General features: G+C 68.5%; 13 protein-coding genes and 1 tRNA gene. 10 read left to right on the top strand and 4 right to left on the bottom strand.

What is annotated here, in order from left to right:
* The first annotated feature begins 1 nt into the window (after position 1).
* The 3 genes from H0B56_RS11650 (at position 2) to H0B56_RS11660 (ending at position 2,282) form a co-directional block, all read left to right on the top strand.
* Positions 2 to 835, top strand: coding sequence for a carbohydrate ABC transporter permease (locus tag H0B56_RS11650; protein ID WP_343063863.1), 834 nt, complete (start codon positions 2 to 4; stop codon positions 833 to 835).
* A 14-nt stretch (positions 836 to 849) separates the two neighbouring features.
* Positions 850 to 1,950, top strand: a complete 1,101-nt coding sequence (locus H0B56_RS11655) for an ABC transporter ATP-binding protein (RefSeq protein WP_180893041.1) — start codon at positions 850 to 852, stop codon at positions 1,948 to 1,950.
* A gap of 131 nt (positions 1,951 to 2,081) precedes the next feature.
* Positions 2,082 to 2,282, top strand: a complete 201-nt coding sequence (locus tag H0B56_RS11660) for a DUF397 domain-containing protein (protein WP_246361100.1) — start codon at positions 2,082 to 2,084, stop codon at positions 2,280 to 2,282.
* Between the two features lie 29 nt (positions 2,283 to 2,311).
* Here H0B56_RS11660 and H0B56_RS11665 read toward each other — a convergent pair whose 3' ends face one another.
* The gene (locus tag H0B56_RS11665; protein ID WP_180893042.1) at positions 2,312 to 3,037 is read right to left on the bottom strand and encodes an aspartate/glutamate racemase family protein; all 726 of its coding nucleotides are present in this window, start codon (positions 3,035 to 3,037) and stop codon (positions 2,312 to 2,314) included.
* A gap of 266 nt (positions 3,038 to 3,303) precedes the next feature.
* Here H0B56_RS11665 and H0B56_RS11670 point away from each other — a divergent pair, with 266 nt between their 5' ends.
* Positions 3,304 to 4,110 carry a TetR/AcrR family transcriptional regulator gene (locus H0B56_RS11670; RefSeq protein WP_180893043.1) on the top strand — a complete coding sequence of 269 codons (807 nt, stop codon included), beginning with the start codon at positions 3,304 to 3,306 and terminating at the stop codon, positions 4,108 to 4,110.
* An 86-nt stretch (positions 4,111 to 4,196) separates the two neighbouring features.
* On the opposite strand, the gene H0B56_RS11675 is transcribed toward H0B56_RS11670, so the two are convergent.
* A complete protein-coding gene (locus H0B56_RS11675; protein ID WP_180893044.1) occupies positions 4,197 to 4,847 on the bottom strand; it encodes a TetR family transcriptional regulator in 651 nt (216 codons plus the stop codon).
* A 152-nt stretch (positions 4,848 to 4,999) separates the two neighbouring features.
* Between H0B56_RS11675 and H0B56_RS11680 the strand changes: the two genes are divergently transcribed.
* The 6 genes from H0B56_RS11680 (at position 5,000) to H0B56_RS11705 (ending at position 10,813) form a co-directional block, all read left to right on the top strand.
* Positions 5,000 to 5,926 carry an alpha/beta hydrolase gene (locus H0B56_RS11680; protein WP_343063864.1) on the top strand — a complete coding sequence of 309 codons (927 nt, stop codon included), beginning with the start codon at positions 5,000 to 5,002 and terminating at the stop codon, positions 5,924 to 5,926.
* Positions 5,923 to 6,759, top strand: a complete 837-nt coding sequence (locus H0B56_RS11685) for an SDR family NAD(P)-dependent oxidoreductase (RefSeq protein ID WP_180893046.1) — start codon at positions 5,923 to 5,925, stop codon at positions 6,757 to 6,759. The genes H0B56_RS11680 and H0B56_RS11685 overlap by 4 nt, the downstream gene beginning before the upstream one ends.
* 15 nt (positions 6,760 to 6,774) lie before the next feature.
* Complete coding sequence (locus H0B56_RS11690) at positions 6,775 to 7,701, top strand: ferritin-like domain-containing protein (RefSeq protein WP_180893047.1); 927 nt, start codon at positions 6,775 to 6,777, stop codon at positions 7,699 to 7,701.
* A 26-nt stretch (positions 7,702 to 7,727) separates the two neighbouring features.
* Positions 7,728 to 9,221, top strand: a complete 1,494-nt coding sequence (locus tag H0B56_RS11695; protein ID WP_180893048.1) for a flavin-containing monooxygenase — start codon at positions 7,728 to 7,730, stop codon at positions 9,219 to 9,221.
* An 84-nt stretch (positions 9,222 to 9,305) separates the two neighbouring features.
* Complete coding sequence (gene sigJ, locus H0B56_RS11700) at positions 9,306 to 10,208, top strand: RNA polymerase sigma factor SigJ (protein ID WP_180893049.1); 903 nt, start codon at positions 9,306 to 9,308, stop codon at positions 10,206 to 10,208.
* Positions 10,209 to 10,231: 23 nt separating this feature from the next.
* Complete coding sequence (locus H0B56_RS11705) at positions 10,232 to 10,813, top strand: peroxiredoxin-like family protein (protein ID WP_180893050.1); 582 nt, start codon at positions 10,232 to 10,234, stop codon at positions 10,811 to 10,813.
* Between the two features lie 118 nt (positions 10,814 to 10,931).
* Here H0B56_RS11705 and H0B56_RS11710 read toward each other — a convergent pair whose 3' ends face one another.
* Both H0B56_RS11710 and H0B56_RS11715 read right to left on the bottom strand, forming a co-directional pair.
* Complete coding sequence (locus H0B56_RS11710) at positions 10,932 to 12,119, bottom strand: IS481 family transposase (RefSeq protein ID WP_180893051.1); 1,188 nt, start codon at positions 12,117 to 12,119, stop codon at positions 10,932 to 10,934.
* Between the two features lie 153 nt (positions 12,120 to 12,272).
* A tRNA-Ile gene (locus H0B56_RS11715) sits at positions 12,273 to 12,346 on the bottom strand.
* Positions 12,347 to 12,422: the final 76 nt, after the last annotated feature.

The raw sequence follows: 12,422 nt of genomic DNA on the forward strand, positions 1-12,422 counted from the left end.
GGTGACCGTTCCGGCAGCGATGATGCGCAAAGTGCTGCTCACCGCGTGTGCGTGGCTGGTCGCGCTGGTCGTCCTGGCCCCGTACGTGCAGATGCTGCTGACCGCGCTGAAACCGCACGAGGAGCTGTTCGCGTCCCCGCCGGGGTACCTCCCCGAGTCCTGGCAGTTCGGCAACTTCCTCGAGGTGTGGCGGGTGGCCCCGATCTGGGAGTACCTGCGCAACACCGTGCTCATCGCGGGGCTGTCCACCGTCCTGGCGGTCGCGGTCGCGTTGCCCGCCGCCTACTACACGGCGCGGCGCAGGTTCCGGGGGCGCCGGATGTTCCTGCTCCTGGTGCTGGTGACCCAGATGTTCGCCCCGACGGCCCTGGTGATCGGTATCCACAGGGAGATGCTCGCGCTGGGGCTCATCGACACCTACGCCGCGCTCATCCTGGTCAACGCGGCGTTCAACCTCGCGTTCTCCACGTGGATCCTGCATGCCTACTTCTCGTCCATCCCGGTCGAGCTCGAGGAGGCAGCGTGGCTGGACGGGTGCGGCACGCTGCAAGCGCTGCTCCGGGTGACGCTCCCGCTCGCGGTTCCCGGTGTGGTCACCGCGGTGATCTTCACCTTCATCACCGCGTGGAACGAGTTCGTCGTCGCGCTCACGCTGACCAGTACACCGGAGACCCAACCGCTGACCGTGGGGATCACCGCGTTCATCGGGCAGTACGAAGTGCAGTGGCAGTACCTGTTCGCCGCCTCGCTGATCGCGATCGTCCCTGTGGTGGCCCTGTTCGCCTACATCGAGCGATTCCTGGTCAGCGGGCTCACGGCGGGTAGTGTCAAGTAAAGGAGGATATGGCGATGGCTACGGTGCACTATGACGGCGCGACACGGTGGTACCAGGGAACCGAGCGACCCGCCGTGGACTCACTGGACCTGCGGATCGACGACGGTGAGTTTCTCGTCCTGATCGGCCCGTCCGGGTGCGGCAAGTCCACCAGCCTGCGTATGCTCGCCGGCCTCGAGGACGTCGACGCCGGGCGGGTGCGGATCGGCGAGACCGACGTGACCGCGCTGCCGCCGAAGCAGCGGGACATCGCGATGGTGTTCCAGAACTACGCGTTGTACCCGCATATGAACGTGGCGGACAACATGGGGTTCGCCCTGAAGATCGCGGGCAGGTCCAAGGACGAGATCAGGCAGCGGGTCCGCGACGCCGCGCAGCTGCTGGACCTGGAGGACTACCTGGACCGCAAGCCGAAGGCGCTGTCCGGCGGGCAGCGGCAGCGAGTCGCCATGGGCAGGGCCATCGTGCGCCAGCCCCAGGTCTTCTGCATGGACGAGCCGCTGTCCAACCTCGATGCCAAGCTGCGCGTGTCCACCCGCACGCAGATCGCCGCGTTGCAGCGCAGGCTCGGCACCACGACCGTCTACGTCACCCACGACCAGGTGGAAGCCATGACGATGGGCGACCGCGTCGCGCTCCTCGACGAGGGGGTCGTGCAGCAGTGCGGCACGCCCCGCGAGCTCTACGAGCGGCCGGCCAACGTGTTCGTCGCCGGGTTCATCGGCTCGCCCGCGATGAACCTGCGCCAGGGGCGCCTCACCGAGCACGGCGCCGACATCGGCGGCATGACGGTTCCGGTGTCCAGGCAGGCGCGGGCGACGGCGGCCTCCGACGGGGACGGTGCCGTCACGGTCGGGTTCCGCCCGGAGGCGATCGACCTGGTCGGCGAGGACGAGGGGGTCGCAGCGACCGTCACCCTCGTCGAGGAGCTCGGCTCGGACGCGTACTGCTACACCACGTTCCGGGAGCGGGAGTCCGCTCCCGGGGAGGTCGACGTCGTCGCCAGGATCGACCCCCGCAAGCCACCAGCCAAGGGTGAGACGGTGCATCTGCGCGTGCGCCCCGACGAGACGCACGTGTTCTCCACAGCCACCGGCGCTCGGATTCCCGGCTGACCGGGACTCGACGGGACGGGCACCCACGCGACGCAGCGTGACGTCCGCCGGCGCCACACCACACCTCCGGGGACTACGCTCGGTGCGTCATCGGGTGCACACTGAGCGTAACTACGCTGCAGGAGGGCATCATGACCTGGCATACGACGATGACCGGCTGGCGAACCTCCAGCTATACCCATCACGAGGAGAATGCCTGCGTGGAGGTCGGGCACTGCCCGGACCGGGTCGGCATCCGCGACACCAAGCAGGCGGCGGTACCGGAGGACGCCCGGCCCGTCCTCGTCCTGCCCCCGCGGGCGTTCCACGCCTTCGTCAGCGCGGTGCGCTGAGCGCACCCTGCCGCGGTATCGCGGCCCGTTCACCCCGGTGGGCCCCCGCGCCAGCCGGGTAGCTCGTGGCCGTCGGTGGCGACCCGCACGGCCGCACGCGCGAGGAGGTCCGTGGAGTCCAGTGTCGGCAGCGGTGCGGCCTCGGGCGGGACCAGCAGCGGAAACTCGGTGCAGACCAGGGCGACGGCGTCGCAGCCTCGGTCACCGAGCCTGTTGATGATCTCCACGAAGCGTTCCAGCGCCGCGTCCGTGAAGAGCCCGTTCACCAGCTGCTCGAAGGTGATCCGCTGGATCTCCGCACGGTCCTCCGCGGACGGCGCCCGGCAGCTCAACCCGTGCGCGGCCAGCACCCGTGGGTACAGCTCGGCCTCCATGGTCCAGCGCGTACCAAGCACCCCGACCGTACGGTGACCGGCGGTGGCGGCCCGCTGAGCCACGACCTCCGCGATATGCAACCCCGGCAGCGCCAGGTCCGGCCCTGGCCGCTCCAGCGCCAGGTGGGCGGTGTTGTCCGGGCAGACGAAGAACTCGGCCCCTGCGCTTGCCAGCCTGGCCGTGCTCTCGGCGAGCACGGTCCGGATGGTGTCGTACTCCCCGGCTTCCCAGGCAGGCATGCTGCGCCCCATCGGGATGCAGTCCAGAGTCACGTCGGGATGCTTGTGTGTCCCCATGACCTGCTGCCCGTGCTGGGCGACCGCCTGGAAGCACTGCGCGGACCCCGGAACGCTGTGGGCGACGATTCCGATATGGCGCATCTTCCGCTCCCCAATCCGTGTCTGTTCCCCGAGCACGCCGTGTCGGCCCCCCTGGCACGCCGCGTCGGGCCGTCAGGCACGTCGTGTCGGGCCGTCAGGCACGTCGTGTTGGGCGACTGCACCGACACCACCGTCCCAGACAATGCGCCGACGATGGGGCGGGCTGCCGCGTTCCGGTTGTGTCGCAAGCGGGGACGAGGCTCGTAAGGTGTACGAAACGGTGCGAGCCGATCGCCGAGCTACGGCACCAGCAGGAGGAGCAGCGCATGCCGGCATCGATCGAGTACAGCGGTGGTAGCGACCCGGATCGCATCCTGCCCATGCTGTGGCGGAACGTCGCGCCGGCGAGCGCCGCGGGGCCATCCGTGCACGCGCCACAGTTGAGTGTCGACGACGTGGTCACGGCCAGCATCGAGGTCGCCGATTCGCACGGCCTGGGGGCCGTGTCGTTGTCCGGCGTCGCGGCCGCGGTGGGAGTCGACGTCACGACGCTGTACACCTGCGTTCCGTCCACGGCGGACCTGCTCGACCTCATGGTCGACCAGGTACTGGGCGAACGCGCACTTCCCGCACCCGGCGAGCCCCGGCCGGACGGGTGGCGCGCTCAGCTGGAGGACTACACGCAGCGGACCCGTGCGATGTATCGCAGGCACCCGTGGCTACGCCACGTCTCGATGGTGCGGCCGCCGATCGGTCCCGGCATGCTCGCGGGTTCCGAGTACGTGCTGTCCGCGCTGGCCAGCACCGACATGACACCTCACCAGCTGGCTGACGCGGCGAACGCGATCATCGCGTTCGTCAACAAGGTCGCGGCAGCCGAGGCGGACAGCGAGCAGCTCGAACAGTCGTCCGGGCAGACGAACGACGAGTGGTGGGGCGAGCGGTCCCCGTTGTGGGAACGGTACTTCGACGCCAACCGCTACCCGACGATGACGTTCGTCTACATCAGCGGCGGGTTCGGCGACTCCGCCCTCGAGGCGACACCCGGCGCGCACGACTTCGGTATGCGGCGGCTGCTGGACGGTATCGAGGCGATGGTGCAGCGCGACGGACACGGCCCTGCCGCAGGCTGACCGGGAATCCTATCCGGCCGGTACCAGCGCGGCGCGCACCGTGTGCCGTGCCCGCCACCGCGGCGGAAGCCACCGGTCCCGCTGCCTCACTCGGCACGATGACCGGGAAGGTACTGGGCGCCGAGGGTCTCGCCGAGGCGTGCGGCCTGCTCGATGATCTGGTCGGCGTCGGCTCGGACGATACCGGCACGCCAGGCGCTGATGAGCTCGTAGAAGCCCCCGATCCCCATCAGGACGGTCATCCGGAACCCGTTCTCGTCGACATCCGCGCGCAGGAACGGCCGGGCCAGCTGGCCCAGCATGTCGGTGGCGCGCTGCAGCGTCTCCTGGCGCCGCTGTTCGAGTGCCGGGCTGCCTGCGTGCTCGCCGAAGATGATCTGCGCATGGCGGGGATGCTCGACGAGACGATGTACCAGCACCTCGATGGCGCTCCGGAGCTGGACGAGTGGGGGGTGGTCGGATACATCGGAGATCGATTCGAGCAGCAGCCCGAACATCTCGTCGCGCACCTTGTCCCATACCGCGACCAGCAGCTCGTCACGATCGGCGAAGCTCTCGTAGAAGTAGCGGTCGATCAGGCCGGCTTGGGCGCACACGCCCCGCATGCTGACGGCCGCCCAGCCGTGCTCCTGCCAGATCTCCAGAGCGGCGTCGATCAGCTTGCCACGGCGTTCCGCCCGGCGCTGCTCCGCAGTGCGCCCGCCGTAGATGCCTGACTTCGCTCGCGCTCCGGCCACAACTACATCTTGACAACGTCCGGAGTCACATTCAATCTGAGGGCATGCGACATCAGAGAAGTCATCCGCCCTCAGATATGCCCCGAGCGTGGTTCCGGGTGCCGAGCACGCGAAGCTCGCGACGGTCACGGGCGCTCGCCAGGATCACGGCGGTGACGCTGCGGCCGCTCACGTCGATCGTTCCCCTGAACGAGCGCGGGGTGCGGCTGTCCCGGCGGATCGTGGCAGGCGCGCTGGCACTGGTCAGCCCGGCCCTAGCGGGGACCGATCGGCGTGCCGTGGACGGATCGGCACCGGCCGGGGTGCGGGTGCGTGGTGAGTGGGTGCGCGCACGACGGACGTGCCGCGACGATGCGGTGATCCTGTACGTGCACGGCAGCGGGTACGCGGTCTGCTCGGCACGGACCCATCGCGGCGTGACGTCGCGGTTGTCGATGGCGACGGGGCTGCCGGTGTTCGCGTGCGACTACCGTCTCGCGCCACGACACCGCTTCCCTGCCGCCGCCCACGATGTGCGGGCGGCCTACGACTGGCTGCGCGCACACGGCTACTCGCCGGACCGGATCGTGCTCGCCGGGGACTCGGCAGGCGCGCACCTGGCCGTTGACCTGGTTCTCGAGCTCAACCGCGTCGGGCAGCAGGTTCCGTCGACAATGGTGCTGTTCTCCCCACTGGTCGATCCGACCCTGTCGCTGGCGCGGGAGCGGGAGAAGCTGCGGCGTGACCCGATGATCACAGCGGCCCGTGCCCGCCGGATCGTCGAGCTCTACACCCGCGATGCCGACCCCACCGACCCGCGACTCACACTGCGGTTCACCGAGGGGCAGGTGTTGCCGTCGACGCTGATCCAGGCAGGCGGCGCCGAGATGCTCGCGGACGACGCCGGTTCCCTCGCGCGCTCCATCCGGTCGGGAGGGGGAACCTGCGAGCTCCAGGTCTGGCCCGATCAGATGCACGTCTTCCAGGCGTTCGCGGCCGTACTCCCCGAAGGTCGCCGGGCCATGCGCGGTGCTGCGGAGTTCGTGCGCGCCGAACTGGGGCGCGCACCGCAGAAGCGCGAGCTGACGGAGTCCGCATGAGACGGCTGTTCGGTACGCGCCTGCGCCGCAGGAGCCACCACGCGCATGCGGTGGTGACCGGGGCGGGCAGCGGGATCGGCCGTGCCTTCGCGGTGGAGCTCGCCCGCCGCGGCGGGCACGTGGTCTGTGCCGACATCGACGAGGACAGCACCAAGGAGACCGTGCGACTCGTCGAGTCGCACGGCGGGCGGGCGCTGGCTGTGCACTGTGACGTGAGCATCGAGCGGCAGGTGTGGGACCTGTCGGAGACCGCGGAGGGCTGGCTCGGCCGCCCGCCGGACCTCGTTGTCAACAACGCGGGCATCGGGGCCGGTGGGCAGGTGGTCGGCGAGACGCCGCTGCCGGACTGGCGCCGCGTCCTGGCCGTGAACACCTGGGGGGTCGTGCACGGCTGTCACGTGTTCGTGCCCTGGCTGCGGTTCGCGGGCGACGGCGGGCTCATCAATGTCGCCTCCGCCGCAGGCTTCGCCGCCGCCCCGCGGATGGGTGCCTACAACGTCAGCAAGGCAGCGGTGCTGGCCGTATCCGAGACCGTGGCCGCCGAGCTGTCCGGCTCCGGCGTCGCGGTGACCGTGCTCTGCCCGACGTTCGTCAGCACCAACATCATCGGCAGCGAGCTCATCGACTCCACCGTGGCGAGGACCGCGGAACGCCTGATGCGACTCACCGGTGCGTCGCCGGAGCACATCGCCCGCCGCACCCTCGACGCCCACGACCGCGGCCGGCTCTATGTCGTTCCGCGGCTGGACGCCCAGCTGATCTGGCGAGCCAAGCGCATGCTGCCCGCCGCCTACACCCGTGCCGCCGGTCTGCTCGGCCGGCTGCCGGCCTGAACGAGGAGGACAACCATGGCCGTCGACTTCGAGGACATGCTGCGCACCATCAAGGACAAGCAATGGTCGCTGGCCGACATCGACTGGGACGCGCCCGGCGCCGAAACCATCACCGACGAGCAGTGGCCGAAGCTCAGGCAGTTCATGTCCGACCTGGTATGGATCGAGAACATCGGAGCCCGCGGGTTCGCCGCGCTGGCCAGGCAGGCTCCGAACGACACCGTCAAGGACATCTACACCTACTTCCACGCCGAGGAACAGAAGCACGCCAACGCCGAGCTCGCGCTGATGAAGCGGTGGGGAATGCTGGACGACGGCGAGACCCCCGCGCCGAACGTCAACATCCGGATGGCTATCCGGATGCTGGACCGCCACGGCGACCGCATCCCGCTGACCGGGCTGGCCACCCTCATCCCGATGCTGGAGTGCGCGCTGGACGGGGCGCTGGTGAAGTTCCTGCTCGAGGAGGTCGACGACCCGCTGTGCCACGAGGTGTTCCGGCACATCAACTCCGATGAGTCCCGGCACATCGCCGTGGACTTCCAGGTCCTCGACCTCGTCGGCGCGGGCCGGACGCGGCGCCTGCTGATCGAGGCCGCCGCGATCGTGCAACCGCACCTGCTGCTCGGGTTGCTTGTGGTCTTCGTGCCGCTGCTGAACAAGATGCGCGACAACATCGTCGCGATGGGCCTGCCCGAGCAGAAGCTCTACAACGCCGTCAAACGGTACGTCTCCAACGGCGACCGGAGCGCCAACACCAAGCGGATACCGGCGTATCACCTGTTCAAGCAGCAGGCGCGGATGGTCGTCGACCGCAGCCACCCGTACCACCGGTACCTCGCCGACCCGCTGGTCAAGGTCACCGGACGGATTCCTGACCGGCTGCTCGGCAAGAACCCGACCTGGTCGAAGGAACTGACCCACGAACCGGTGGACAGGTAACGACGACGAGAGCGAGAAGACCCACCATGACCACGTCGACCACCGTGCTGATCATCGGTGCCGGTTTCGCAGGCCTGGGCACCGCCATCCGTCTCAAGCAAGCCGGTATCACCGACTTCGTCATCCTCGAACGCGGCAGTGACGTCGGGGGCACCTGGCGGGACAACACCTATCCCGGTGCGGCCTGCGACGTACCGTCGCTGCTGTACTCGTTCTCGTTCGTGCCCAACCCGGACTGGCGCAGGGCGTACTCCGGCAGCCGGGAGATCCTGGAGTACATCCACCACATGGTGGATACGTTCGACCTTCGCCGGCACATCCGGTTCCACACCAACGTCACCGGACTCGAGTATCACGAGGAAACGGCCCTGTGGAGCGCACGCACCGAGGACGGCTCGAGCTTCACCGCTCGCGCGGCGGTGATGGCCACGGGCCCGCTGTCGAACGCCAGCCTGCCCGACATCCCCGGGATCGACACGTACCAGGGACACACGATCCACAGTGCCCGCTGGGACCATGACTACGACTTCACCGGCAAGCACGTCGCGGTGATCGGCACCGGCGCCAGCGGCGTGCAGATCATCCCCGAGCTGGCCGCCAGGGCAAGGAAGGTGAAGGTGTTCCAGCGCACCCCTGGCTGGGTGCTGCCCAAACCGAATCCCGGCCACCCCGCGTGGCTCACAGCGGCGTTCCGGCGAGCTCCCGTCGTGCAGGCCTTCCTGCGCCAGGCCCTGTTCTGGGGGCACGAGGCCATAGCGCTGGGCGTGGTGTGGGACTCCATGGCCACCACCGCACTGCAAGGTCTCGCCAGGACGTACCTCCGGCTGGCCGTCAAGGACTCCTGGCTACGGCGGCAACTCACACCGGACTTCCGGATCGGGTGCAAACGCATCCTCATGACCAGCGACTACTACCCGGCACTGCAACGGGACAACTGCAAGCTCATCACCTGGCCGATCTACACGCTCTCACCGAACGGGATCCGCACCGCCGAAGGCATCGAGCACGACGTCGACTGCATCGTGTTCGCTACCGGCTTCGATGTGTGCAAGACGGGAACGCCGTTCCCGATCACGGGTCCCGGCGGACGGTCGCTCGGCGACGACTGGGCCGCGGGCGCGCAGGCGTACAAGAGCGTCAGCGTCGCGGGCTACCCCAACCTGTTCTTCACCTTCGGCCCCAACTCCGGACCAGGGCACAACTCCGTGCTGGTCTACAACGAGGCTCAGATCGACTACATCGTCAAGGCCGTTGAGCTCATCCACGATCAGCACGTGCGGACCCTGGAGGTCCGCAAGGACATCCAGGACGGGTTCAACCACGACATCCAGAAACGCCTTGCCAGAACCACCTGGAACTCCGGGTGCACGAGCTGGTACCTCACCGAGGACGGGTTCAACGCCACCATGTATCCCGGCTTCGCCACCCAGTACGCCCGCCAACTGGCTACCCTCGACCTCGACGACTACGAGGTCACCCACCACCCAGTCAGCACAGGACCCGCACGCACGGAGATGTGAACCAGGTCACGATCCATCGTTCGGTGTCACGGTTCGGCCCCTGCAGTCCCTCTCAGGGTGTGAGTGCGGCAAAGGAGGCCAACCGTGTCCGACACGCAACCGGATGGCACAGCTGACGCGGCGACGCGCGTGTTCGTCGACCATCGCGAGCTGCTGTTCTCGATCGTCTACAACATGCTCGGCAGCGTCGCCGACACCGACGACGTGCTGCAGGAGACCTGGCTGGCGTGGGCGTCCAGGTACGGGGATGCGGGCGCCGAGCCGATCGACAACCCGCGCGGCTACCTCGTGCGGGTCGGGGTGAACCAGGCACTCGCCCGCCAGGCCGCCGTCCGGCGTCGCCGGGAGACCTACGTCGGCCCGTGGTTGCCGGAGCCGCTGGCCACGTCCGATGACACCACCGATCGCGGAGCCGGCTCCGAGCTGGTATCGATAGCGCTGCTGGTGGTGCTGGAGTCGCTCTCGCCGCTGGAACGCGCCGTGTTCGTGCTGCACGAGGTTTTCGGCTACAGCTATACCGAGATCGCGGGCACGCTCGCCCGCCGCCCGGCGACGATCCGCCAGCTCGGGCACCGTGCCCGTGAGCACGTGCAGGCCAGGCGCCCCCGGTTCCGAGCGGACCCGGCCGTGCAGCAGCACGTGACCGAACGGTTCATCGCCGCGGCGCTCGGCGGCGATCTGGCGTCCCTGCTCGAACTGCTCGCCCCGGACGTGACGATGTGGAACGACAGCGGCGGCAAGGTAGCCAAGGCATCGATGCATCCGGTGCACGGCCGCGAGAAGGTCTCCCGGATGATCACCGGATTCGCCCGCGCCTCGGCCGATCTGGGAGTCCATTATCGACAGGTCAACCACGACCCGGCTGCGGTCGTGTTCGACGGGGACGACCTCTTCGCCGTGATGGTGCTCAACCTGACGCCGGACGGCGAGCGGATCAGCGGCGTCTACACCGTCGTCAACCCGGACAAGCTCACCCACCTGGACTGAGCACGACCGAACGAGGAGGACTCATGCCGTTAGCCGGAAGCACCGCCCGCGTGTCACCGGGCGAGGTCGTCGAGCCGCGCGCGCTGACGACGATCAACTCGCAGCCCGTACGGGTACCCGCTGCCGATGCCCTCACCCATCTGCAGTTCCGGCGCTTCGCCGCATGCCCGATCTGCAACATCCACCTGCGGTCGGTCGCCCGCAGGCACGACGAGATCGTCGATGCGGGGGTCCGCGAGGTCGCCGTCTTCCACTCCCCCGTCGAAGCCATGCTGCCCTACCAGGGCGAGTTCCCGTTCGCCGTGCTCGCCGACCCGGACAGGGAGCTGTACTCCCGGTTCGGTGTGGAGTCCTCGCCGAAGTCGAACCTGCACCCGCGCGCGTGGTCGACGCCGCTGAAGTGGCGGTCCTGGTCCGTGGTCGTCCGCGCTGTGCGCGCCGGAGGGAAGGTGGGGCCCCAGGGCGAGAGCATGACCGGGCTGCCGGCGGACTTCCTCATCGACTCCGGTGGGCGCGTACTCGCGGCGAAATACGGCAGCCACGCGAACGACCAGTGGTCGGTCGACGAGCTGCTACGGCTGGCGCGAACGGCGCGGAAGCCGTGACCCCGCTGCCCGGCCGACCGGTCCGGTGCGCCGGACCGGATCGCACACCGGTTCCGTGGGCCTGTCTAGTCTCTGTTGATGGGTGACGGTTTGTGCTCGGTTGATCGTTGACAGGTTGTTAGGTGGGTGTGGGCTTGGAGGCCCGTTTCTTGCGAACGTCTCCTTTCGATTCGCGGACGACGGTGCGAAGCAGGTCGGGGCCGGACCAGAACTCGAGAACGCGGTCGGTGACGTGGACGTCGACGAGCTCGCCTCGACGATGCTTGCCGACGCTGACCTGTTGCCAGGCCACGCACACGATGCCGTTGCTGGCCACCCTGCGGGTGACCCAGTCATCCCCGTACCGACGCTGGCTCAGCGCCTCGAGATCGAGCGCGGGCCCAGGATCGGGACTGGCTGTGTGGAACCGCTCGGCCGGGGTGCAGCGGCCGAGCGCCTGGTGTGGGCGGTCGGTGTTGTACTCGACCACCCACGCGTCGATGGCCTGCTGCGCCTGCCCCACGGTCGCGAAGGAGCGCCCGGCCAGACACTCCCGACGTAAGGTGCCATGGAAGCGCTCGATCTTACCGGTGGTGGTCGGCGACCGCACCGCGGTCAGCAGATGTTCGATACCGTTCTCCCGGCAGATCCGGTCGAACAACACTTCCATCGGCCGCGCGGCATGCCGCCCGGTGAACACCTTGCCATTATCGGTAAGCACCTGAGTCGGAACACCATAGGTGCGCAGCGCCTGGGCGAACCCCGCGCACACCGGCCGCGACGTCGCCCGCTCGACCAGACCAGCGGACACGCACAAACGCGAGTGATCGTCCAACCCCGTCAGCGCCTTGAGCTCCCGACCGTCGTCGAGCAGCACCCCACCCATGACATCCAGCTGCCACAACTCCATCGGCCGGCCACGTTCCCACCGCCGGTAGGCTCGTTTACGCTGCCGCCGCCGAGCCGGCTCGACCAGCCCGAGACGCCGTAACGCCCGCCCGATCGCCGCTCGGCTCGGCACAGGATGCACGCCGTCACGTGCCAGCCGGTAGCGCAACCGATCCGGTCCCCAACCCGGATGCAGACGCCGCAGATCCACCAGAGCCACCTCAACCGCCGCATCCATCTGGTGCGGACACGAATGAGGCCGATGCGACCGCTCAGCCAGCTCCTCCAGACCACCAGCGGCGTACCGGGCAATCCAGCCATGCAGTGTCTGTCGACTCACCCCCGCTTTGGCGGCCGCATCGACCACCGACAGGCCATCCTCCAACACGGCCAAAACCGCATGATAACGCTGTTCAACCACAGAGATCTCCCTGAGCACAGCCCGCTCCTTCCGTCCACGGCATAGCCGAGAACGAAACGCAACGGGTGTCAAGGATCAACCGAGACCGACGTCAACCATCAGCCGAGACCACGTCAAGCCTCAACCGAGCACGATCAGACAAGCATCAACCGAGACCGCACACCGGTTCCGTGGGCCGGGCGGGACTTGAACCCGCGACCAATGGATTATGAGTCCACTGCTCTGACCGACTGAGCTACCGGCCCCAACGGTCCCATACCTTACGCAGTCAGGCCGAACGCCAGGTCGCTGGGCCGAGATATCGCGCGCGCCGCCCGGCCA

The organism is Haloechinothrix aidingensis, from assembly GCF_013450155.1.
In the GTDB taxonomy this organism is placed as follows: Bacteria; Actinomycetota; Actinomycetes; order Mycobacteriales; family Pseudonocardiaceae; genus Haloechinothrix; species Haloechinothrix aidingensis.